Source organism: Variovorax ginsengisoli, assembly GCF_030811835.1.
In the GTDB taxonomy this organism is placed as follows: domain Bacteria; phylum Pseudomonadota; class Gammaproteobacteria; order Burkholderiales; family Burkholderiaceae_C; genus Variovorax; species Variovorax ginsengisoli_C.
The window spans coordinates 144,146-164,895 of the sequence record NZ_JAUSRO010000002.1 but is presented as its reverse complement, the minus strand read 5'-3'; the positions used below and the strand labels follow the sequence as shown (position 1 = coordinate 164,895).

24 protein-coding genes are annotated in these 20,750 nt (G+C 67.3%); 11 read left to right on the top strand and 13 right to left on the bottom strand.

Translation table 11 applies throughout. The features are described 5' to 3' along the window. The first annotated feature begins 87 nt into the window (after positions 1–87). The 3 genes from J2W36_RS02945 to J2W36_RS02935 all read left to right on the top strand — a co-directional run bounded on the left by J2W36_RS02945 (position 88) and on the right by J2W36_RS02935 (position 2,013). Complete coding sequence (locus J2W36_RS02945) at positions 88–807, top strand: Crp/Fnr family transcriptional regulator (protein ID WP_307688171.1); 720 nt, start codon at positions 88–90, stop codon at positions 805–807. 110 nt (positions 808–917) lie between these two features. Next, positions 918–1,610, top strand: coding sequence for a Crp/Fnr family transcriptional regulator (locus J2W36_RS02940; protein WP_307688170.1), 693 nt, complete (start codon positions 918–920; stop codon positions 1,608–1,610). A gap of 130 nt (positions 1,611–1,740) precedes the next feature. Then, positions 1,741–2,013 carry a hypothetical protein gene (locus tag J2W36_RS02935; protein ID WP_307688169.1) on the top strand — a complete coding sequence of 91 codons (273 nt, stop codon included), beginning with the start codon at positions 1,741–1,743 and terminating at the stop codon, positions 2,011–2,013. 24 nt (positions 2,014–2,037) lie between these two features. Here J2W36_RS02935 and J2W36_RS02930 read toward each other — a convergent pair whose 3' ends face one another. From J2W36_RS02930 to J2W36_RS02905, 6 genes are read right to left on the bottom strand one after another with little or no spacing between them, the layout of a single operon-like run. Further along, positions 2,038–2,781, bottom strand: a complete 744-nt coding sequence (locus J2W36_RS02930; RefSeq protein ID WP_307688167.1) for a lysophospholipid acyltransferase family protein — start codon at positions 2,779–2,781, stop codon at positions 2,038–2,040. 12 nt (positions 2,782–2,793) lie between these two features. Next, positions 2,794–4,077: a dihydroorotase gene (locus J2W36_RS02925; protein ID WP_307688166.1), complete on the bottom strand. Its 1,284-nt coding sequence runs from the start codon at positions 4,075–4,077 to the stop codon at positions 2,794–2,796. Beyond that, complete coding sequence (locus J2W36_RS02920) at positions 4,074–5,036, bottom strand: aspartate carbamoyltransferase catalytic subunit (protein WP_286649239.1); 963 nt, start codon at positions 5,034–5,036, stop codon at positions 4,074–4,076. Before J2W36_RS02920 ends, J2W36_RS02925 begins: the two co-directional genes overlap by 4 nt. A gap of 1 nt (position 5,037) precedes the next feature. Beyond that, positions 5,038–5,532, bottom strand: a complete 495-nt coding sequence (gene pyrR / locus J2W36_RS02915) for a bifunctional pyr operon transcriptional regulator/uracil phosphoribosyltransferase PyrR (RefSeq protein WP_307688165.1) — start codon at positions 5,530–5,532, stop codon at positions 5,038–5,040. Continuing rightward, complete coding sequence (gene ruvX / locus J2W36_RS02910; RefSeq protein WP_307688164.1) at positions 5,529–5,942, bottom strand: Holliday junction resolvase RuvX; 414 nt, start codon at positions 5,940–5,942, stop codon at positions 5,529–5,531. The genes pyrR and ruvX overlap by 4 nt, the downstream gene beginning before the upstream one ends. Further along, positions 5,939–6,538 (bottom strand): YqgE/AlgH family protein, encoded by a 600-nt coding sequence (locus tag J2W36_RS02905; RefSeq protein WP_307688163.1) that lies wholly within the window; start codon positions 6,536–6,538, stop codon positions 5,939–5,941. The genes ruvX and J2W36_RS02905 overlap by 4 nt, the downstream gene beginning before the upstream one ends. On the opposite strand from J2W36_RS02905, the gene J2W36_RS02900 reads away from it, so the two are divergent. Further along, positions 6,537–8,027, top strand: a complete 1,491-nt coding sequence (locus J2W36_RS02900) for a cryptochrome/photolyase family protein (protein ID WP_307688162.1) — start codon at positions 6,537–6,539, stop codon at positions 8,025–8,027. The genes J2W36_RS02905 and J2W36_RS02900 overlap by 2 nt on opposite strands. A 47-nt stretch (positions 8,028–8,074) precedes the next feature. Here the strand turns inward: J2W36_RS02900 and J2W36_RS02895 are convergent, their stop codons facing one another. After that, positions 8,075–8,245 (bottom strand): rubredoxin, encoded by a 171-nt coding sequence (locus J2W36_RS02895; protein WP_007838397.1) that lies wholly within the window; start codon positions 8,243–8,245, stop codon positions 8,075–8,077. Positions 8,246–8,325: 80 nt separating this feature from the next. Here J2W36_RS02895 and thiD point away from each other — a divergent pair, with 80 nt between their 5' ends. The 3 genes from thiD to J2W36_RS02880 are packed head-to-tail and all read left to right on the top strand — an operon-like array spanning position 8,326 to position 11,049. Then, positions 8,326–9,291 (top strand): bifunctional hydroxymethylpyrimidine kinase/phosphomethylpyrimidine kinase, encoded by a 966-nt coding sequence (thiD, locus tag J2W36_RS02890; RefSeq protein ID WP_307688161.1) that lies wholly within the window; start codon positions 8,326–8,328, stop codon positions 9,289–9,291. After that, the gene (gene hemL / locus J2W36_RS02885) at positions 9,275–10,564 is read left to right on the top strand and encodes a glutamate-1-semialdehyde 2,1-aminomutase (protein WP_307688160.1); all 1,290 of its coding nucleotides are present in this window, start codon (positions 9,275–9,277) and stop codon (positions 10,562–10,564) included. Before thiD ends, hemL begins: the two co-directional genes overlap by 17 nt. Before the next feature lie 11 nt (positions 10,565–10,575). Continuing rightward, the gene (locus J2W36_RS02880; RefSeq protein ID WP_307688159.1) at positions 10,576–11,049 is read left to right on the top strand and encodes a hypothetical protein; all 474 of its coding nucleotides are present in this window, start codon (positions 10,576–10,578) and stop codon (positions 11,047–11,049) included. A gap of 51 nt (positions 11,050–11,100) precedes the next feature. Here J2W36_RS02880 and J2W36_RS02875 read toward each other — a convergent pair whose 3' ends face one another. The 4 genes from J2W36_RS02875 to dusB are packed head-to-tail and all read right to left on the bottom strand — an operon-like array spanning position 11,101 to position 14,418. Continuing rightward, complete coding sequence (locus J2W36_RS02875) at positions 11,101–11,481, bottom strand: c-type cytochrome (RefSeq protein ID WP_370869247.1); 381 nt, start codon at positions 11,479–11,481, stop codon at positions 11,101–11,103. A gap of 4 nt (positions 11,482–11,485) precedes the next feature. Beyond that, the gene (gene purH, locus J2W36_RS02870) at positions 11,486–13,093 is read right to left on the bottom strand and encodes a bifunctional phosphoribosylaminoimidazolecarboxamide formyltransferase/IMP cyclohydrolase (protein ID WP_307688428.1); all 1,608 of its coding nucleotides are present in this window, start codon (positions 13,091–13,093) and stop codon (positions 11,486–11,488) included. Between the two features lie 11 nt (positions 13,094–13,104). Further along, a complete protein-coding gene (locus J2W36_RS02865) occupies positions 13,105–13,341 on the bottom strand; it encodes a Fis family transcriptional regulator (protein WP_307688158.1) in 237 nt (78 codons plus the stop codon). A gap of 12 nt (positions 13,342–13,353) precedes the next feature. Beyond that, positions 13,354–14,418 carry a tRNA dihydrouridine synthase DusB gene (gene dusB, locus J2W36_RS02860; protein WP_307688157.1) on the bottom strand — a complete coding sequence of 355 codons (1,065 nt, stop codon included), beginning with the start codon at positions 14,416–14,418 and terminating at the stop codon, positions 13,354–13,356. A 174-nt stretch (positions 14,419–14,592) separates the two neighbouring features. Between dusB and J2W36_RS02855 the strand changes: the two genes are divergently transcribed. Continuing rightward, on the top strand, positions 14,593–15,063 hold the full coding sequence (locus J2W36_RS02855; protein WP_307688156.1) for a YqaA family protein: 471 nt from the start codon (positions 14,593–14,595) through the stop codon (positions 15,061–15,063). Between the two features lie 16 nt (positions 15,064–15,079). Here J2W36_RS02855 and J2W36_RS02850 read toward each other — a convergent pair whose 3' ends face one another. Further along, entirely contained in the window at positions 15,080–15,754 is a 675-nt protein-coding gene (locus J2W36_RS02850) for a glutathione S-transferase family protein (RefSeq protein WP_307688155.1), read from the bottom strand. A gap of 140 nt (positions 15,755–15,894) precedes the next feature. Further along, entirely contained in the window at positions 15,895–16,986 is a 1,092-nt protein-coding gene (ychF, locus tag J2W36_RS02845) for a redox-regulated ATPase YchF (protein ID WP_307688154.1), read from the bottom strand. Positions 16,987–17,135: 149 nt separating this feature from the next. Between ychF and J2W36_RS02840 the strand changes: the two genes are divergently transcribed. From J2W36_RS02840 to J2W36_RS02830, 3 genes are read left to right on the top strand one after another with little or no spacing between them, the layout of a single operon-like run. Beyond that, entirely contained in the window at positions 17,136–18,089 is a 954-nt protein-coding gene (locus J2W36_RS02840) for a sugar ABC transporter substrate-binding protein (RefSeq protein WP_307688153.1), read from the top strand. A gap of 24 nt (positions 18,090–18,113) precedes the next feature. Next, on the top strand, positions 18,114–19,739 hold the full coding sequence (locus J2W36_RS02835) for a sugar ABC transporter ATP-binding protein (RefSeq protein ID WP_307688152.1): 1,626 nt from the start codon (positions 18,114–18,116) through the stop codon (positions 19,737–19,739). Further along, a complete protein-coding gene (locus J2W36_RS02830) occupies positions 19,736–20,740 on the top strand; it encodes an ABC transporter permease (protein WP_307688151.1) in 1,005 nt (334 codons plus the stop codon). The genes J2W36_RS02835 and J2W36_RS02830 overlap by 4 nt, the downstream gene beginning before the upstream one ends. The last annotated feature ends 10 nt before the right edge of the window (positions 20,741–20,750 follow it).

Sequence of the window (20,750 nt, the reverse complement as noted above, 5' to 3'; positions counted from 1 at the left end):
ACAGCCGGCGGCGGCGAAATCTATACTAATCGGCGTTGTCGTGGCATCCATGTGGTGATGGCCCCGCGCCCGAAGGTGGAGTCCGAGATGGTTGCAGTCGTTGATGCCGAGGCCAATCATTTGCTCGCCGCATTGCCCGAAACAGAATTGCGGCGCTGGCTGCCCCGGTTGGAGCCTGTGGACCTGCCGCTGGGCCATGTGCTGTACGAGTCGGGCGCCACGCTCAGCCATGTGTACTTTCCGACCACGGCCATTGTCTCGCTGCTGTACGTGCTGGAGAACGGCGCGTCCGCCGAGATCGCCGTCGTCGGCAAGGAAGGCATCGTCGGCATCTCGCTCTTCATGGGCGGCGAATCGACGCCCAACCGTGCGGTGGTGCAGAGCGCCGGCAAGGGCTACCGGCTCGGTGCGGAGGCGCTGAAGTCGGAGTTCAACCGGGCCGGCCCGGTGCTTCACCTGCTGCTTCGCTACACCCAGGCGCTGATCACCCAGATGTCCCAGACGGCCGTGTGCAACCGCCACCATTCGCTGGACCAGCAACTGTGCCGCTGGCTCCTGCTCAGCCTGGACCGGCTGTCCGGCGACCAGCTGGTGATGACCCAGGAGCTGATTTCCAACATGCTGGGCGTGCGCCGCGAAGGCGTGACGGAGGCGGCGCAGCAGTTGCAGGCGGCAGGCCTCATCCGCTACGCCCGGGGACGCATCACGGTGCTCGACCGCAACCGGCTGGAGCAGCGTTCGTGCGAGTGCTATGCCGTGGTGAAGAAGGAATACGACCGCCTGCTTCCAGACAAGCAGGCGAAATAAGCCGCACCGCGGCCCACCGGGGCGCATACTGGCTGCATCCACTCGATACGGCCCCAGCGTTCTACTCCTGTTCGCCCCGCATTCGGAAGCACGAACACCATGGGAGGCCGATGGCCATTGTCCAGAATCACCTGATCGAGCTGCTGCCGCGCGCCGATCGCCGGAAGTTCCTTGCGGCTTGCGAAGAAGTACAGCTGGTCCTGGGCGACGTGCTCTGCATGCCCGGTGAGCCGACGTCGCACGTCTACTTCCCGGTCGATGGCTTCATCTCGCTGGTGGCGACGACCGACGGCGATGCACACATCGAAGTCGGCATGGTCGGCCGCGAAGGCATGGTCGGCGCTCAGGTGGCGCTGGGCGTTCGCATCGCACCGCTGCGCGCGGTGGTGCAGGGGCCTGGCATGTCGTGGCGCATCGGCAGCGCAGCTTTCCAGAATGAACTCGGAGCCATCGAGGCCCTTCGGCCTGTGCTCGACCGTTACGTGTGTGCGCTGATGGCACAACTGACCACGTCGGCGGCGTGCCTGCGTTTTCACGAGATCGGCCCCCGGCTCGCCCGCTGGCTGCTCATGAGCCAGGACCGTGCGCACGCCGACAGCTTCCACATGACCCATGAATTCCTGGCCTACATGCTCGGCGTGCGCCGGGTCGGCATTACCGCGGCGGCAGGCCTGCTGCAGCAGAACGGGCTGATCGAATACACGCGCGGCGAACTGACGGTGCTCGATCGCCCCGGGCTCGAAGCAGCGGCGTGCGGCTGCTATGCAGCCGACCGCAAGGGCTACGCCGATCTGCTCGAATAGACGCCGGACGAGATCCACAGAAGCCGGACGCTTCGAAATCTTTTTGCTGTTCTGTTCGCCGCCGCACAGAACGAAGAACATCACTGGGATAGGGTAGGCCACCCGCTAGCGCGGGGAGGAAACCTATCTCATGCGGATATCCAAAGCTTCAGCGAAGATGCTGGTGCACGCCTACCTCGATGGCAGGTCGATGGATGCGTTCATGTTCGACGCCGTCGTCTGGATGGCGCAAGAGCGTCTGACGCACGCCCAGGTGCCGACACTGGACCAACGGCTGCGCGATGACATCGACAGCCAGGCCAGCGGCGTCCGCGGCATTCGCACTGAACCTTGCACGGCGGCGCCTTTCAACGTTCCGAATTCCGATGCCGCGCGACCGTCCGGTCTGCATCCATCGCCATGAGCGCTACGTCGCCGACCCCTTCGCTCAGTGCGTCTCGCGCCGCAATGCCTGCACGTCGGCGTGCAGCGACTGGGCCCAGCTGCGGCGCTCGCGGGCGAAGGATGACTGGGGCTCCCCGAAACGCACGATGGCGAGCAACGGCGCCGCCTTGAGCGTGCTCCACAGGGAGAGCGCCAGATTGTCGTCGTCGATGTAGCGCGGCGCCTGGCTGGTCTCGCCTGTCGCGGCATCGGCATAGCGCAAGGCGGTCGGCATCACCGGCGCGCCCGACGAAATGGCGGCCTGCAGCAGATTGGCATGAAAAGGCAGCAGGCCACGCCCGTCGCTCGTCGTGCCCTCGGGAAACACCGCGATCAGGTTGCCTTCGCGCAGTGCCTCGGTCATGTGGTGCACCACGCGCATGGCGTCGCGGCGACGCTCGCGCTCGATGTAGAGCGAACCCGCACCGTCCGACAAGGTGCCAATCAGTGGCCAATGGCGCACGCCCGACTTGGAGACGAAGCGCACGTGGCGCGCTGCATGGATGGCGAGGATATCGAGCCATGACAGGTGGTTGCTCACCAGCAGCAGCGGCCCTTGGGCGGGCGGCGTGCCCTGCACCACCAGCTGGATGCCCATGATCTCGAGCATGCGCAGGGCCCAGCGCTGCACGCGGGCCTCGCGCTCGTCCATCGGCATGGCAGCGAAACTGCGGCGGATCGTCCACCAGCCGACGAACGCATGCGCCAGGGCACGGATCAACCTTCCTGCAGCGGTCAGTGCCTGCATGGCGTTGCTCGCTCAGCGCTCGAACACGACCCGGCCGCCCACGACCGTGACGCGCGCACGGCCCTTGAGCGGGTAATCGGCGAAGGGCGTGTGCTTGCCCTGGCTGAACAAGGCTTCGGGCAAGGCCTGCCATTCGACCGCGGGGTCGAGCACGCACAGGTCGGCAACGCCGCCGGCCATCAGCCGGCCGACCCCGGCCGTCGCTGCGGGCTCGAGCAGCGCCGCGGGCGCGGAGGTGACGACTGCAAGCGCCCGCGCCAGGCCGGCGCCGCTGCGCTCGCCCCACTGCAGCGCGAGCGGCAGCAGCAGTTCAAGGCCGGTGGCGCCCGGTTCGCTCTCGGCGAAGGGCAGCGTCTTGGCATCGGCATCGACCGGCGTGTGGTCGGACACCAACACATCGATGGTGCCGTCGGCCAGTGCGGCCGACAGCGCATCGCGGTCGCGCTGCTGGCGCAGTGGCGGGTTCAGGCGCGCGCGGCTGTCGAAGAAGCCGATGTCGGCGTCGGTCAGGTGCAGCGAATTGATGCTGACGTCGCACGTCACCGGCAGGCCGTCGGCCTTGGCTGCGCGCACCAGCGCGACGCCGGCCGCGCTCGACAGGCGGCAGAGGTGCACGCGTGCGCCGGTGCTCTTCATCAGTTCGAAGATGGTGAAGAGCGCGATGGTCTCGGCCGCGACCGGCACGCCGGCCAGGCCCAGGCGCGTGGCGAGCGCACCGCTCGCGGCCACGCCCTTGCCCAGGTCGCGGTCCTGTGGGCGCAGCCAGACCGTGTAGCCGAAGGTGGCGGCGTACGACAGCGCACGCTGCAGCACCTGCGTGTTGGTCAACGGCACGTCGGCCTGGCTGAAGCCGACGCAGCCGGCTTCGGTCAGCGCGACCATCTCGGTGAGCACCTCGCCGGCCAGGCCACGCGTGACGGCGCCCAGCGGGAACAGGCGCGCGCGCTGCAGCTTCTCGGCGCGGAACTTCAGCATCTCGACCAGCCCGGACTCGTCGAGCACCGGGTCGGTGTCGGGCGGGCAGACCAGGCTGGTCACGCCGCCGGCCACGGCCGCGGCCATCTCGCTGTCGAGCATGCCTTCGTGCTCGTAGCCCGGCTCGCGCAGGCGCGCAGCCAGGTCGACCAGGCCGGGGGCGACGATGCAGCCCGATGCATCGAGCGTGCGCTCGGCCCGGAAATCGCTCGGCGTATTGCCGATGGACAGGATCTTGCCGTCCGCGATGGCGAGGTCGCCCTGCCGGTCGAGACCGGAGGCCGGGTCGATCACGCGGCCATTGGTGATGAGGATGTTCATGCTTCGTTCCCGGCCACGATGCTCATCACGGCCATGCGGACCGCGATCCCGAAAGTGACCTGCGGCAGGATCACGCTCTGCTTGCCGTCGACCACCGCCGAGTCGATCTCGACGCCGCGGTTGATCGGCCCCGGATGCATCACGATGCAGTCGGGCTTGGCCAGCTGCAGCTTCTCGGGCGTGAGGCCGTAGGTCTTGAAGAATTCCTGGCTCGACGGCAGCAGCGCGCCGCTCATGCGCTCGTTCTGCAGGCGCAGCATGATGACGACGTCGCAGTCCTTGATGCCCTCTTCGAGCGTGTGGCACACGCGCACGCCCATGCCGGCCATGTCGCCGGGCACCAGCGTCTTGGGGCCGACCACGCGCACCTCGGCGCAGCCGAGCGTGGTGAGCGCATGGATGTCGGAGCGCGCCACGCGCGAATGCAACACGTCGCCGACGATCGCGACCGTGAGGTTCGCGAAGTCCTTCTTGTAGTGGCGGATCGTGAACATGTCGAGCAGCCCCTGCGTCGGGTGCGCATGGCGGCCGTCGCCGGCATTCACCACGTGCACGTGCGGTGCGACATGCTGCGCGATCAGGTAGGGCGCGCCCGACTCGCTGTGGCGCACGACGAAGATGTCGGCGGCCATCGCGGAAAGGTTGGCGATGGTGTCGAGCAGCGACTCGCCCTTGCTCGCCGACGAACGCGCGATGTCGAGGTTGAGCACGTCGGCCGACAGCCGCTTGGCCGCGATCTCGAAGGTGGTGCGGGTGCGCGTCGAGTTCTCGAAGAACAGGTTGAACACGCTCTTGCCGCGCAGCAGCGGCACCTTCTTCACTTCGCGGTCGCTCACGCTGGTGAAGTTGGCGGCCGTGTCGAGGATGTGCGTGAGGATGCTTTTCGGCAGGCCCTCGATCGACAGCAGGTGGATCAGCTCACCGTTCTTGTTGAGTTGCGGATTGCGCTTGTAGAGCACGTCAGGACTCCTTGACGTCGAAGCTGAAGGCACCGGCGTCGCCGCGGGCCAGCGCGAGTGATCGCGTGGGCAGCAGCGTGAGTGTCGCGGCCGCGAAATCGGCCGCCACCGGCAGCTCGCGCCCGCCGCGGTCGACCATCACCGCCAGCCGTACGCAGGCGGGGCGGCCGAAGTCGAACAGCTCGTTGAGCACGGCGCGGATGGTGCGGCCAGTGTAGAGCACGTCGTCGAGCAACAGCACGTCTGCGCCGTTCACGTCGAAGGGCAGCGCGGTCTGTGCGCTCGACGACAGGCCGCGCCGCGCGAAGTCGTCGCGGTGCATGGCCGAGGAGATGATGCCCGGCGCGCCGGCCAGGCCCAGATCCTTCTGCAGGCGCTCGACCAGCCAGGCGCCGCCGGAGGTGATGCCGACCAGGCGGGTGTCGGGCCGCATCAGCGCTTGCACGCCGCGCAGCAGGTCGCGGTACAGCGACTCGGCTTCAGGGATGGAGTTCAAGGAAGGCTCCTCAGGAATTGTTCAAGGATGATGCAGGCCGATGCGGCGTCGGCGTCGCGGGCACCGGAGGCGAGCGCCTCGGTCGTGCTGTAGCGCTCGTCGACCTCGTACACCGGCAGGTTGAAGCGGCCGCGCAACTGGCGCGCGAACTTCTGCGCCGCGCGGGTGTTGTCGTGGGCGGCGCCGTCGGGATGGAAGGGCACGCCGATCACCAGCGCGTCGGGCTGCCACTCCTTGATGCGCGCGGCCACCTGCACGAAGCGCGCGTCGCCCTCGGCCTTGATGGTCGGCTGCGGCGACGCGGTGCCGAGTAGCCGGTTGCCGGTGGCGACGCCGGTGCGCTTCTGGCCATAGTCGAAGGCCAGGAAGCTTTGGAAGTGCGCGGGAACGGGGGTGGCTTCGCTGGTCAAGCGTGCCCCGCATCCGGCGAGAGTGTCCAGGCCTCCAGGCCCAGCAGCAGCAGCGCCTTGTCGTAGCGCTCGCCAATGGGCGTATCGAAGATCACGGCCGGGTCGGCGCCGACGGTCAGCCAGCTGTTTTCGGCCAACTCGGATTCGAGCTGCCCCCCGCCCCAGGCGGCGTAACCCAGGGAAACCAGCACACGGCGCGGGCCGGAGCCGGTGGCCATGGCTTCGAGCACGTCCTTGGACGTGGTCATCTCCAGGCCGCCCGGAATGGTCATGGTCGAGGCGTAGACCGATTCCTCGGGCTTGTCAGCGTCGGCAAAGACCGGCTCGTGCAGCACGAAACCGCGCTCGGTCTGGACCGGGCCGCCCTGGAAGACCGGCGAATCGCCGAGTTCGGGTCGGGAGAGATGCAGTTCGATTTTCTCGAACAGCACCTTGAGGTTGATGTCGCTGGGTTTGTTGATGACGAGACCGAGCGCACCCCGCTCGCTGTGTTCGCAAAGATAAACGACGCTGCGGTGAAACGCCTTGTCCTCCAGCCCTGGCATCGCAATCAAAAAATGGTGCGTGAGGTTCATCGGGGCAGAATCGGAAGCCATGCCGCCGATTTTACTTGCCGTCGACAAGACTTACCCCAAGGGACTCATGTGGTTCCGCCGCGACCTGCGCATCGACGACAACGCTGCCCTCTGGCAGGCGTTGCGCGCGTGCCGCCAGGTGGTTTGCGTGTTCATTTTCGACAAGGCCATCCTCGATGCGCTGCCGCGCGCAGACCGCCGGGTCGAGTTCATCCGCGAATCGCTGGTCGCGCTCGACACCGAACTGCGCGCACTCGGTGGCGGGCTCATCGTGCGCCATGCCGTGGCCGAAGACGAGATCGCCGCGCTGGCCAAGACGCTCGACGTGCAGGCGGTGTTCGCCAACCGCGACGATGAGCCCGACGCGATGGCGCGGGACGCCCGCGTCTTCGGGGCGCTGGCCGACGTCGGCGTGCTGCTGAACGTCGTCAAGGACAAGGCCATCTTCGAGCGCGACGAGGTGCTGACCCAGGCCGGGCAGCCCTACACCGTGTTCACCCCCTACAAGCGCGCCTGGCTGGCCAAGGTCGACGACTTCTACCTCAAGCCCTATCCCGTTCGCGCCTACGTGGACGCGCTGGCGCCGCCACCCGCGGACCACCGCGCGCCAGTGCCGACGCTGGAGGCGATCGGCTTCAAGCCAACCAACCTCGCGAGCCTGGAGATACCCACCGGCGCCCAGGGCGGCGCAGCCCTGTTCGACGACTTCGTCGAGCGCATCGACCGCTACGACACCGCCCGCGACTTTCCGGCGGTGCGCGGTCCCAGCTACCTGGGCGTGCACCTGCGCTTTGGCACCGTGTCGATCCGGCAGATGGCCGGCACGGCGCACCGGCTTTCGCGAGAGGGCAGCGCCGGTGCGGCGACCTGGCTGAGCGAGCTGATCTGGCGCGACTTCTACTTCCAGGCGCTCGCACATCGCCCGGACGTCGCCCGAGGCAAAAGCTTCAAGCCTGAATACGACAAGATCATCTGGCACCACGGCAAGCACGCCGATGGGCTGTTCGCCGCCTGGTGCCAGGGCCGGACCGGCTACCCGCTCGTCGATGCGGCCATGGCGCAGATCAACCAGAGCGGCTACATGCACAACCGCCTGCGCATGGTGGTGGCGAGCTTCCTGTGCAAGGACCTGGGGCTGGACTGGCGGCGCGGCGAGGCCTACTTCGCCACCCACCTCAACGACTTCGAGCTCTCGTCGAACAACGGCGGCTGGCAGTGGGCCAGCTCGAGCGGCTGCGACGCGCAACCGTATTTCCGGATCTTCAACCCTGTCACCCAGAGCGAACGCTTCGACCCCGAGGGCAAGTTCATCCGCCGCTACCTGCCGCAACTCGCCAAGCTCGACAACAAGGTGATCCATGCGCCGTGGACGGCCACGCCCGTGGAACTGGAAGCGGCCGGCCTGAAGCTGGGCGAGCACTACCCCAAGCCGATCGTCGACCACGCCGAGGCGCGCGAGCGCACACTGCAGCGCTATGCGGTGGTGCGCAAGGTGGCGGCAGGCGCGTGATGCAAAAAGGAGCCTGCCAAGGTATCAGGCCCATGCGGCGCCAAACTTCAGATTTCCACCATCTCGAAGTCTTCCTTGCGTGCGCCACATTCCGGGCAGGTCCAGTTCATCGGCACATCGGCCCAGGCCGTGCCCGCTGCAATACCATCTTCAGGAACACCGACGGCTTCGTCGTAGATCCAGCCGCAAATCAGACACATCCAGGTTTTCGTATTCATCGCAAACTCAACGCCTCCGTGGAGAGGCAAAAATTGTATTCAGGTGTATCAACTTTCGGACGACACACTGGCACGAAACCATGAACGCATCACCCCCCGAGACCACCGACCCATCCCGCGATCTTAGCGACCCGACGGACACCGAGGACATCGCCGCCGAAATCGAACTCGACCCGCCCTGTGTCCTCGTCTTCAACGCCAGCGACCCCAGCGGCGCGGGCGGCCTGGGAGGCGACGCATTGGCCATCGCCTCGGTGGGCGCGCACATGCTGCCGGTCGTCACCGGTGCCTATGCGCGCGACACGGCCGAAATCTTCGACCACTTCGCGTTCGACGAGGAGGCCGTGGCCGAGCAGGCGCGCGCCATCCTGGAAGACGTGGAGGTCAAGCTGATCAAGGTCGGTTTCGTGGGCTCGCCCGAGGTGCTCAGCACCATCGCCGAGACCGCCACCGACTACCCCGACGTGCCGTTGGTGGCCTACATGCCCAACCTGTCGTGGTGGGAAGAAAACCAGATCGACGCCTACTTCGACGCCTTCCGCGAATTGCTGTTGCCGCAGGCCACCGTGCTGGTGGGCAACCACAGCACGCTGTGGCGCTGGCTGCTGCCCGACTGGCAGGGCGACAGGCCGCCGTCGGCGCGCGACATCGCCCGTGCGGCCGGCGAATTCGGCGTGCCCTACACGCTGGTCACCGGCATCGTGCTGCCCGAGCAGTTCATCGACAACGTGCTGGCGTCGCCCCAGTCGGTGCTCGCCAGCGAGAAGTTCGAGCGCCTGGAAGCCGTGTTCTCCGGCGCCGGAGACACGCTGTCGGCCGCGCTCGCCGCCCTCCTGGCCAGCGGCACCGACCTGCCCGCCGCCGCGTCCGAAGCGCTGAGCTACATGGACCGCTGCCTGGACGCGGGCTTTCGCCCGGGCATGGGCCATGTGCTGCCCGACCGCCTTTTCTGGGCCCAGCCCGAAGACGACGACAACGAAGAAGACGACGGCCTGCCGCCCGAACCCATCGACTTTGCATTGCCTCCCCATGACACACGCCACTGACCACAACGACATCCTCTTCGAACGCGCCCGCCGGGTCATCCCCGGCGGCGTCAACTCGCCCGTGCGTGCCTTCAAGGCCGTGGGCGGCACGCCGCGCTTCATCACCCGTGCCCAGGGCGCCTACTTCTGGGACGCCAATGACCGGCGCTACATCGACTACATCGGCTCCTGGGGGCCGATGATCCTGGGCCATGGGCATCCGGCCGTGGTCGACGCAGTGCAGAAGGCCGTGACCGAGGGCTTCTCGTACGGCGCGCCGACCGAGCGCGAGATCGAGCTGGCCGAGGCCATCCTCGCGCTGGTGCCGTCGATGGAGATGGTGCGCCTGGTCAGCTCGGGCACCGAGGCCGCGATGAGTGCGCTGCGCCTGGCGCGCGGTGCGACCGGCCGCAAGTACATCATCAAGTTCGAGGGCTGCTACCACGGCCATGCCGACGCGCTGCTGGTCAAGGCCGGCTCCGGCCTGGCCACCTTCGGCCACCCGACCTCGGCCGGCGTGCCGCCCGAAGCGGTGCAGCACACGCTGGTGCTCGAGTACAACAACATCGCGCAGCTGGAAGAGGCCTTCGCGCTGCACGGCCACGAGATGGCCTGCCTGATGATCGAAGCCATCGCCGGCAACATGAACTTCGTGCGTGCCACGCCCGAATTCGCCCGGCGCTGCCGCGAACTGTGCACCCAGCACGGCGCGCTGCTGGTGTTCGACGAAGTGATGACGGGCTTTCGCATCGGCCTGCACGGCGCGCAAGGCGTGCTGGGTATCACGCCCGACCTCACGGTACTCGGCAAGGTGATCGGCGGCGGCATGCCACTGGCGGCCTTCGGCGGACCGCGCGCCATCATGGAACAGCTCGCGCCGCTGGGCGCGGTCTACCAGGCCGGCACGCTGTCGGGCAACCCGGTGGCGACGGCTTGCGGGCTGGCCACGCTCCAGGAAATCGCCAAGCCCGGCTTCTACGAAGCGCTGTCGGCGAAGACACGCACGCTGGTCGAAGGACTGAAGGCCGCCGCGGCGGCCGAAGGCGTGCCCTTCAGCGTCGACAGCGAAGGCGGCATGTTCGGCTTCTTCCTGTTCAACGAACTGCCACAGAACTACGCCACAGTCATGACCACGGACAACGCCAGGTTCAACACGTTGTTCCATGGCCTGCTGGACCGCGGCGTCTACATCGCGCCGGCGCTGTACGAAGCGGGCTTCGTGAGTGCGGCGCACAGCGACGACGACATCGCCGCGACCATCGACGCGGCCCGGCAGATCTTCAAGACCCTTTAGGCCTCACCACCATGCGACTGCGTACCCTGTTGCCGCCAGCCCTGGCCCTGTTGGCGGTCCTGCCGGACGCGGCGACCGCCCAGTCCGAACCCAGCCGGCTCTGGCTGAACCCGGGCTTCTATTCGTACCACTTCGATCGCCACAAGGGCCTGGAGGACGCGAACCCGGGGCTCGGCGTCGAGTGGACACTGGATTCCACCTACTCCCTGACGGCCGGTATCTTCCGCAACAGCGACCGCGATACCTCACATTACCTCGGCCTGTATGTGATGCCCGTCGAGCTCTACGGCGTGAAGCTCGGCGCGGTGGTCGGCGCCTTCGACGGTTATTCCAACTACCGCCACGGCGGCTGGTTCCCGGCACTGATCCCGACCGCGGCTATCGAAGGACGGAACTGGGGACTGAACATTGCGTTCATTCCCAGCTACAAGGACCGCCTCTACGGCGCTTTGAGCTTTCAGCTCAAGTACCGTTTTTCGGAGTAGCGCGCCCGTCGAATGGCCCCGCCGACCGCCAGCGCGCAGCGCCGAACCCGGCTACCGCGCGGGCGGCGGCGAAGGCTGCGACAGCACCCAGCGCGCCAGCACCTGGGCGTCTGCATCGCCCACCTGGGTCTGCTGCGGCATGATCAAGCGGCCCCAGGTGCCAACGCTGCCGTTACGGATCTTCGCAGCCAGGCGGCCGGGCGCGTCGGCATCGTTGCGGTAACGCTCGGCCACCTGCGCAAAGCCTGGCCCGACCTGCTTGTGGACGATGCCGTGGCAGGCCATGCAGCCATTCTTTCGCGCCAGGTCCTGCGGCGTCATGACCGTCTGTGCCGTCACCTCCAGCGCGCAGCCGGCCAGCAAGGCGACCGCCGCCACGTACCACCAGCGGCTGACGCGATGGCGACGGTGGGATACACGGAGTGCCCGCACGTTGTCAGTGCCGGAAGTGCCGCACACCCGACAGCACCATCACCACGCCGCGCTCGTCCGCAGCGTCGATGACTTCCTGGTCGCGCATCGAGCCACCGGGCTGGATGACGCAGCTCGCGCCCGCATCCACCACCACGTCGAGACCGTCGCGGAACGGGAAAAAGGCGTCGCTGGCGACGGCCGTGCCCTTGAGGGACAGGCCCGCGTGTTCGGCCTTGATGCTGGCAATGCGGGCGGAGTCGAGGCGGCTCATCTGGCCCGCGCCCACGCCCATGGTCATGCCGTCGGCGCAGAAGACGATGGCGTTGCTCTTGACGTACTTCGCGACCTTCCAGGCGAACAGCAGGTCGTCGAGCTGCTGCGGCGTCGGCTGCTTCTTGCTGACCACCTTGAGGTCGCTGGCGGCGAGCTCGTGGTTGTCGGCGGTCTGGATCAGGAGGCCCGAGCCGACGCGCTTGACGTCCATCATGTTGCGGCCGTTGTCCCAGTCGCTGGCACCGCCCTTGGGCAGTGCAATCTCCAGCACGCGCACGTTGAGCTTGGCCTTCGTGGCCTGGAACACTTCGAGCGCCTCGGGTGTGTAGCCCGGCGCCATCAGCACCTCGACGAACTGCTTGGCGATGGCCTGTGCGGTGTCGGCATCGACCGGCCGGTTGAAGGCGATGATGCCGCCGAAGGCCGAGGTCGGGTCGGTCTTGAAGGCCTTCGAATACGCCTCGGCCGCATCCTTGCCGATGGCCACGCCACACGGGTTGGCGTGCTTGACGATCACGCACGCGGGCACGTCGAAGCTCTTCACGCATTCCCACGCAGCGTCGGCGTCGGCGATGTTGTTGTAGCTGAGTTCCTTGCCCTGCAGCTGCTTGGCCGACACGAGCGAGCCCGGTGCCGGATACAGGTCGCGGTAGAACGCGGCCTGTTGGTGCGGGTTCTCGCCGTAGCGCAGGTCCTGGATCTTCACGAAGCGGCCGTTGCTCTGCGCAGGGAACAGCGTGCGCTTGGGCGCGCTCTGGCCGATGCTGGCGTCGAAGTCGATGGCCGACAGGTAGTCGCTGATGGCGCCGTCGTAGTCGGCGATGCGGTTGAACGCGGCCACGGAGAACGCGAACTTGGTCTTGTCGCTCAGCTTGCCGTCGGCCTTCAGTTCGGCCAGTGCGACGGCGTACTGCGAGGCGTCGGTCAGCACGCCGACGTCCTTCCAGTTCTTGGCTGCGCTGCGCACCATGGCAGGGCCGCCGATGTCGATGTTCTCGATCGCGTCCTCCAGCGTGCAGCCGGGCTTGGCCACGGTGGCTTCGAAGGGGTAGAGGTTGACCACCAGCAGGTCGATGGTGTCGATGCCGTGTTCCTGGATCGCCGCCACGTGCGCCGGCAGGTCGCGCCGCGCCAGCAGGCCGCCGTGGATCTTCGGGTGCAGCGTCTTCACGCGGCCGTCGAGCATTTCGGGGAAGCCGGTGTGGTCGGCCACCTCGGTCACCGGGAGGCCGGCGTCGGCCAGCAGCTTGGCGGTGCCGCCGGTCGACAGCAGCTTGATGCCCAGCGCGTTCAGCGCCTGGGCGAATTCGAGGATGCCGGTCTTGTCGGAAACGGAAAGGAGTGCGGTCAGTGCCATGGGGTTCTTCGTCATTTCAAAAGTTTGTGTTCGACCAGCTTCTTGCGCAGCGTGTTGCGGTTCAGGCCCAGCCACTGGGCGGCCCTCGACTGGTTGCCTTCGGCGCGCGCCATGACCACGTCAAGCAACGGTTTCTCGACGACGCGCACGAGCATGTCGTACATGCCGTCAGGCTCGGTCCCGCGCAGGTCGCGGAAATAGCTGTCCAGACTGGTCCTGACGCAGTCCTCGATGTTTTTCTTGCTCATGGCTTTCTCTTCTCAATGCGCGGCCGATGCCGCCTCCTCGTCTTCTTCTTCCCCCTGCGCGCCTGCCGCGGCGGCATTGCCTGCGGGCATGCGCTGGGTCGTGGCGGCGAGGACGTCGAAATAGTCCCCGACAGCGCGCAGTTGCAGCGCGCAGTCCTCGATGCCGTTCATCTGGCTGCGAAACGCCTCGCCGCCTGGCAGGTCGCGTACGTACCAGCCGATGTGCTTGCGTGCCGTGCGCACGCCGCTGAACTCGCCGTAGAGCGCATAGTGCTCCTGCAAGTGGTCGAGCAGCAGCCTGCGCACCTCGGCCACCCGCGGCGGCGCCCGGTGCGTGCCGTGGTCCAGGAAATGGGCGATCTCGCGAAAGATCCAGGGCCGGCCCTGGGCGGCGCGACCGATCATGACCGCGTCGGCACCGGTCGCAGCGAGCACGTCGCGGGCCTTCTCGGGCGAAGTGATGTCACCGTTGGCCACCACCGGCACGCGCACGGCGGCCTTCACGGCCGCAATGGTGTCGTACTCGGCAGCGCCCTTGTAGCCCTGCTCACGCGTGCGGCCGTGCACGGTGAGCATCTGAATGCCTGCGGCCTCGAAATCGCGCGCGAGCTTGACGGCGTTGCGATGGTCCTCGCTCCAGCCGGTGCGCATCTTGAGCGTCACGGGCACGCCGTGCGGCGCTGCAGCAGCCACCACCGCCTGAACGATCGCGAGCGCCAGCGGCTCGTCGCGCATCAGCGCCGAACCGGCCCACTTGTTGCAGACCTTCTTGGCCGGGCAACCCATGTTGATGTCGATGATCTGCGCGCCGCGGTCGATGTTGTAGTGTGCGGCCTCGGCCATCATGGCCGCATCGGTGCCGGCGATCTGCACCGAGATCGGGCCAGGCTCGCCGGTGTGATCGGCGCGGCGCGAGGTCTTCAGTGTCTTCCAGAGGTCCTTGCGCGACGTCACCATCTCGCTGACCGCGTAGCCTGCACCCAGCGCACGGCAGAGCGTGCGGAAAGGCCGGTCCGTCACACCCGCCATGGGGGCGACGAACAGGCGATTCTCCAGCGCGATGGGGCCGATCTGCATGGTCGAGAGAAAACGGATGGAGGGGCGCGAGCGCTGGCTGCTGAAAAATGAGGCACGATTGTAGCGAGGCCGGGCACCTTGCGCTGAAACCATTTGCACCTGTGGCGCCGACGAACGCTTGCGGCGCTTTTTCCGACGCGACATCCGACGCGCACTTCCTATACTCCAGCCCACATGCAAGCCTGGCTCGACTCCCTCATGGCGCTTCTCGCGCTGCCCCAGTACGGGCTTTCGACACTGTTCATCGCGGCCTTCGTCTCAGCCACGTTGCTGCCTGTCGGCTCCGAACCCATCCTGTTCGGCCTGCTCAAGCTCAACCCGGAGCTCTTCTGGCCCGCGATCGCCGTCGCCACGCTGGGCAACACGCTGGGCGGCATGGTCGACTGGTGGATGGGCTACGGCGCCCACAAGGTGGCCGACAAGTACGCGAACTCGAAGCACCACGTGCGCGTGCTCGGCTGGCTGGAGCGGCTCGGGCCCAAGGCGTGCCTGCTGAGCTGGCTGCCGATCGTGGGCGATCCGCTGTGTGCGGTGGCAGGCTGGCTCAAGCTGCCGTTCTGGCCCTGCACCTTCTACATGGCTGTCGGCAAGTTCGCGCGCTACGTCACGATGACGGTCGCACTGCTCTACATCTGGCCGAGCTGAAGCGGCCGACGCTCGCTCAGCTCAGCAGCCCGTAGGGGCCGCCACGTTCCAGCGCCCGCTGATAGGCCGGCCGTGCATGGATGCGCTGCAACCAGGCCATGAGCTTCGGATGCTTGGCGTCCAGGCCGCCGCGGGCGGCTGCGGCTTCCACCGGAAAGCTCATCTGGATGTCGGCGCCGCTGAACGCGGGGCCGGCAAACCATTCGTTGCTGGCGAGCTCGCGCTCCATGTAGTCGAGGTGCGCGTTGATGTTGGGCATCACGAAACTGGCCTTGGCCTTGCCCGCGATCGCCTTGGCAATCGGCTTGGCGAAGAAGGGCATCTTCGTGTTCTCGATCTTGTCGAACACCAGCTTGAGCAGCAACGGCGACATGGCCGAGCCTTCAGCGAAATGCAGCCAGTAGCGGTAGCGCAGCGCCTCGGGCGTACCCGCCGCTGGCGCCAGGCGGCCCTGGCCGTAGCGCTCGATCACCGTCTCGACGATGGCGCCGGACTCCGCCAGCGTGAGCCCGTCGTCGGTGGTCACCACCGGCGACTTGCCCAGCGGGTGGACCTGACGCAGGGCCGCAGGCGCCAGCATGGTCTTGGGGTCGCGCTCGTAGCGCACGACCTCGTAAGGCAGGTCGAGTTCTTCGAGCAACCAGAGCACGCGCTGCGAGCGGGAGTTGTTGAGGTGGTGGACGGTGAGCATCGCGAAGGACCTGTTGTGCTGTTGAAAACATCACGGCCACTTCGCGAAACACCGCGGAACCGGCTTTGCCGGGCCGCTGGTGTTGCCCCCGGCAGGGGGTTGGCGAAGCGACACGAAGTGCGCGGAGACTGGGGGCGAGCTTAACTACTGAACAGGAAATTCATCACGTCGCCATCCTTGACGACGTAGTCCTTGCCTTCGGCGCGCATCTTGCCGGCATCCTTGGCACCCTGCTCGCCCTTGAAGGCGATGAAGTCCTCGAAGGCAATGGTCTGGGCGCGGATGTAGCCCTTCTCGAAGTCGCCGTGGATCACGCCGGCGGCCTGCGGGCCGGTGTCGCCGACATGGATGGTCCAGGCGCGCACTTCCTTCACGCCAGCGGTGAAGTAGGTCTGCAGGCCCAGCAGCTTGTAGGCCGCGCGAATCAGGCGGTCAAGGCCCGGCTCGTCCTGGCCGATCTCGGCGAGGAACATCTTCTTGTCCTCGTCGTCCATCTCGGCAAGTTCGGCCTCGATCTTGGCGCAGATGGCCACGACCGGTGCGTTCTGCTTGGCGGCGTACTCGCGCAGGCGGTCGAGGTAAGGGTTGTTCTCGAAGCCGTCCTCCGACACATTGCCCACGAACATCGCCGGCTTGGCCGTGATCAGCGTGAACGACTTGACCAGCGGCTGCTCTTCCTTCGTGAACTCCAGCGCGCGCACCGGGATGTTCTCGTCGAGCGCCTTCTGGCAGCGCTCGAGCAGGGCCACCAGCTTCTGCGCATCCTTGTCGCCCGAGCGCGCGACCTTGGTGTGGCGGTGCAGCGCCTTTTCGACCGTGGCCAGGTCGGCCAGGCAGAGTTCGGTCTGGATCACCTCGATGTCGGAGATCGGGTCGACCTTGCCGGCCACGTGAATGACGTTGTCGTCGTCGAAGCAGCGCACCACGTTCACCGTGGCGTCGGTTTCCCGAATGTGCGCGAGGAACTTGTTGCCCAGGCCTTCGCCGGTGCTGGCGCCGGCCACCAGGCCCGCGATGTCGACGAATTCGACGATGGCCGGGACGATGCGCTCCGGCGTGATGATCTGGGCGAGTTGCTGCAGCCGTGGGTCGGGCACCTCGACCACGCCGGTGTTGGGCTCGATGGTGCAGAACGGATAGTTTTCCGCTGCGATACCGGCCTTGGTCAACGCATTGAAAAGGGTGGATTTACCGACGTTGGGCAGGCCGACGATGCCGCATTGCAAACTCATGGAGGTCCTCTTGGGTCAACCGGGCATTTTAGGCGAGGACGCCATCCCGGGGAAAACCCTGATTAGCAAACGTTTGCGCAAACGTTTGCTTTCGCTAAGAATCGCGGTCCCGGCACAGACCCGGCACTGTTCAATTCCTTGGAGACACCATGAAATTCACCCGTCGCGCACTCCAGAGCGCCATCGCCCTCACCGTTCTCGGCGCCATGGCCGGCACCCCCGCCCTGGCCCAGGACAAGCCCAAGGTCGCGCTGGTCATGAAATCGCTGGCCAACGAGTTCTTCCGCACCATGGAAGACGGCGCCAAGGCCCACCAGAAGGCCCATGCGGCCGAGTACACGCTGATGGCCAACGGCATCAAGGACGAGACCGACACCGCCGCACAAATCAAGATGGTCGAGCAGATGGTGGCGCAGAAGATCAACGCGCTGGTGATCGCACCGGCCGATTCGAAGGCGCTCGTGCCGGTGATCAAGGCCGCGATCGACAAGGGCATTCTGGTGGTGAACATCGACAACCAGCTCGACGCAGCCGCGCTGCAGGAAAAGGCAATCCAGGTGCCCTTCGTCGGCCCCGACAACCGTGCTGGTGCCAAGCTGGTGGGCGACTTCCTGGCCAAGGGCCTGAAGTCGGGCGACAAGGTCGGCATCATCGAAGGCGTGTCGACCACGTTCAATGCACAGCAGCGCACCCTGGGTTTCCAGGACGCGATGAAGGCCGCCGGCGTGACGGTGGTCGGCGTGCAGTCGGGCCAGTGGGAAATCGACAAGGGCAACACGGTGGCCGCCGGCATGATGCGCGAGCACCCCGACCTCAAGGCCCTGCTGGCCGGCAACGACAGCATGGCGCTGGGCGCAGTGGCCGCGGTCAAGGCTGCAGGCAAGACCGGCAAGGTGCAGGTCGTCGGCTACGACAACATCAACGCCATCAAGCCGATGCTCAAGGACGGTCGCGTGCTCGCCACGGCCGACCAGTTCGCCGCCAAGCAGGCCGTGTTCGGCATCGAGACCGCCCTGAAGGCGCTGGCCGAGAAGAAGCCGCAGTCAGCCATGCCCGCAACGGTGAAGACCGACGTGGTGCTGGTGACCAAGGACAGCAAGTAACCGGCTGCTGAAACGGACACTGCCTTGCGCCATTCCACCCTCCCCGCAGGCGCCGCCCTGCCCGTCCTGAAGATCGATGCGGTCGGCAAGGACTACGCGGCGCCCGTGCTCGACGGCGTCACGCTCACCCTGCGTGCCGGAGAGGCGCTGGCGCTCACCGGGGAGAACGGTGCGGGCAAGAGCACGCTGTCGAAGATCATCTGCGGGTTGGTCACGCCGACGCGCGGACACATGTCGCTCGGCGGCCAGGCCTTTGCACCGACCTCGCGCCGCGATGCGGAACGCCAGGGCGTGCGCATGGTCATGCAGGAACTCGGTCTGGTGGCCACGCTGTCGGTGGCAGAAAACCTGCTGCTCGACCGGCTGCCCCATCGCGCCGGCTGGCTGCGCCGCGCCGAACTCCATGCGCTGGCCGCGCACCAGCTCGCCAAGATCGGCATGCAGGGCATCGACCCGGGCACGCCGGTTTCAGCGCTGGGCATCGGCCAGCAGCAGATGGTGGAGATCGCCCGCAACCTGCAGGACGACACCCGTGTGCTGGTGCTCGACGAGCCCACCGCCATGCTCACGCCCCGCGAGACCACGCACCTGTTCGAGCAGATCGATCTGCTCAAGGCGCAGGGTGTCGCCATCATCTACGTGTCGCACCGTCTGGAGGAACTCCAGCGCATCTGCGACACCGTGGCCGTGCTGCGCGACGGCCGGCTCGTGGACGTGCGGCCGATGGCCGGCGTGCGCGAGGCCGACATCGTCGAGCGCATGGTCGGACGTGCCGTGCACGAACACGAAGGCCGCCCGCGCCGCCTGGCCGGCCCGGTGGTCATGCAGGCGCACGGCATCGGCCGCGCGCAGGTGGTGCGCGACGTCGACCTCAGCCTGCATGCCGGCGAGGTGATGGGCCTGGCCGGCCTGGTCGGCTCGGGCCGCACCGAACTCGTCCGCCTGCTCTTCGGCGCCGATCGCGCCGATCGGGGCGAACTCACGCTGCACGCGGGCACGGGCGACGCCGCCGGGGTGCGCCGCATTCCCAAGGGTTGGCGCTCGCCGATGCAGGCCATTCGCGCGGGCATCGGGCTGGTCACCGAAGACCGCAAGTCGCAGGGCCTGCTGCTGGCGCAATCGATCCGCGTGAACACGACGCTCAGCGACCTGGGCGCGGTCTCGCGCGGCGGCTGGCTGCGGCCGGCCTTCGAGCGCGGCATCGCACGCCGCTTCGTCGAGCGCCTGCGCGTGCGCTCCAGCAGCATCGAGCAGCCCGTGGCGACGCTGAGCGGCGGCAACCAACAGAAGGTGGTGTTCGCCCGCTGGCTGCACCGCGAATGCCGGGTGCTGCTGCTCGACGAGCCCACGCGCGGCGTCGACGTGGGCGCGCGCGCCGACCTGTACGCCGAGCTCGACCGCATGACCGACGCGGGCCGCGCACTGCTCATGGTCTCGAGCGACCTGCGCGAACTGATGGCCATGTGCGATCGCATCGGCGTCATGAGCGGCGGCCGACTGGTCGCCGTGTTCGAGCGCGGCCAGTGGACCGAGCAGTCGCTGCTGGCCGCAGCGTTCAGCGATGCGGCCGTGCTGCCACCCACAGCGACCGACGCCCCCTCTTTCTCCCCGCCGCCCGCCGCGGCCTCCACCGATTGCGCCTCCTCATGAGCCAGACTGCCACTCCCCTCCACGCGCCCGACGCAGCGCCCGCGCCGCGCTCGGCCCTCAAGGGCCAACTGGGCACCTACCTCGGCCTGGCCGCGGTGCTGATCGGCATGATCGCGCTGTTCGGCAGCCTGAGCGACTACTTCCTCACGCGCGAGACCTTCGTGACCATCGCCAACGAAATCCCGGCGCTGGCCGTGATGGCGGTGGGCATGACCTTCGTGCTGATCATTGCGGGCATCGACCTGTCGGTAGGTTCCGTGCTGGCACTCAGCGCCGCGGCCACGGCCGCCGCCATCCTGCAATGGCAGTGGAGCGTGCCGGCCGCAGCCGCGCTGGGCCTGGCGACGGGCCTGCTCTGCGGCGCAGTGACCGGCGCGGTGTCGGTGGCCTGGCGCCTGCCTTCGTTCATCGTGTCGCTGGGCATGCTGGAAGCCGTGCGCGGTGGCGCCTATCTGGTGACCGACTCGCGCACCCAGTACGTCGGCGACGCGATCTCCGGTCTGGCCGCGCCATGGATCGGCGGCATTTCGGTCGCCTTCCTGCTGGCCGTGGTGCTGGTGATCATCGGCCAGGCCGTGCTCACACGCACGGTGTTCGGCCGGCAGGTGGTAGGCATCGGCACCAACGAGGAGGCCATGCGCCTGGCCGGTATCGACCCGCGGCCGATCCGCATCATCGTGTTCGCGCTGACCGGGCTGCTCGCCGGGCTGGCCGGCCTCATGCAGTCGGCGCGCCTGGAGGCGGCCGATCCGAATGCGGGCGTGGGCATCGAACTGCAGGTGATCGCCGCCGTGGTGATCGGCGGCACCAGCCTGATGGGCGGGCGCGGCTCGGTCATCACCACCTTCTTCGGCGTGTTGATCATCGCGGTGCTCGAGGCGGGCCTGGCGCAGATCGGCGCGAGCGAGCCGAGCAAGCGCATCATCACCGGCGCCGTGATCGTGGTGGCGGTGATCATCGACACGCTGCGCCAGCGCCGCGCCGACCGCCGCGGCCACTGACCGCTGCGCG

Bases quoted from the DNA above. Each gene is read 5' to 3' on its own strand.
- J2W36_RS02945 (WP_307688171.1), top strand. From the start codon at position 88: ATGGTTGCAGTCGTTGATGCCGAGGCCAATCATTTGCTCGCCGCATTG.
- J2W36_RS02940 (WP_307688170.1), top strand. From the start codon at position 918: ATGGCCATTGTCCAGAATCACCTGATCGAGCTGCTGCCGCGCGCCGAT.
- J2W36_RS02935 (WP_307688169.1), top strand. From the start codon at position 1,741: ATGCGGATATCCAAAGCTTCAGCGAAGATGCTGGTGCACGCCTACCTC.
- J2W36_RS02930 (WP_307688167.1), bottom strand. From the start codon at position 2,781: ATGCAGGCACTGACCGCTGCAGGAAGGTTGATCCGTGCCCTGGCGCAT.
- J2W36_RS02925 (WP_307688166.1), bottom strand. From the start codon at position 4,077: ATGAACATCCTCATCACCAATGGCCGCGTGATCGACCCGGCCTCCGGT.
- J2W36_RS02900 (WP_307688162.1), top strand. From the start codon at position 6,537: ATGCCGCCGATTTTACTTGCCGTCGACAAGACTTACCCCAAGGGACTC.
- J2W36_RS02905 (WP_307688163.1), bottom strand. From the start codon at position 6,538: ATGGCTTCCGATTCTGCCCCGATGAACCTCACGCACCATTTTTTGATT.
- J2W36_RS02895 (WP_007838397.1), bottom strand. From the start codon at position 8,245: ATGAATACGAAAACCTGGATGTGTCTGATTTGCGGCTGGATCTACGAC.
- thiD (WP_307688161.1), top strand. From the start codon at position 8,326: ATGAACGCATCACCCCCCGAGACCACCGACCCATCCCGCGATCTTAGC.
- hemL (WP_307688160.1), top strand. From the start codon at position 9,275: ATGACACACGCCACTGACCACAACGACATCCTCTTCGAACGCGCCCGC.
- J2W36_RS02880 (WP_307688159.1), top strand. From the start codon at position 10,576: ATGCGACTGCGTACCCTGTTGCCGCCAGCCCTGGCCCTGTTGGCGGTC.
- purH (WP_307688428.1), bottom strand. From the start codon at position 13,093: ATGGCACTGACCGCACTCCTTTCCGTTTCCGACAAGACCGGCATCCTC.
- J2W36_RS02865 (WP_307688158.1), bottom strand. From the start codon at position 13,341: ATGAGCAAGAAAAACATCGAGGACTGCGTCAGGACCAGTCTGGACAGC.
- dusB (WP_307688157.1), bottom strand. From the start codon at position 14,418: ATGCAGATCGGCCCCATCGCGCTGGAGAATCGCCTGTTCGTCGCCCCC.
- J2W36_RS02855 (WP_307688156.1), top strand. From the start codon at position 14,593: ATGCAAGCCTGGCTCGACTCCCTCATGGCGCTTCTCGCGCTGCCCCAG.
- J2W36_RS02850 (WP_307688155.1), bottom strand. From the start codon at position 15,754: ATGCTCACCGTCCACCACCTCAACAACTCCCGCTCGCAGCGCGTGCTC.
- ychF (WP_307688154.1), bottom strand. From the start codon at position 16,986: ATGAGTTTGCAATGCGGCATCGTCGGCCTGCCCAACGTCGGTAAATCC.
- J2W36_RS02840 (WP_307688153.1), top strand. From the start codon at position 17,136: ATGAAATTCACCCGTCGCGCACTCCAGAGCGCCATCGCCCTCACCGTT.
- J2W36_RS02830 (WP_307688151.1), top strand. From the start codon at position 19,736: ATGAGCCAGACTGCCACTCCCCTCCACGCGCCCGACGCAGCGCCCGCG.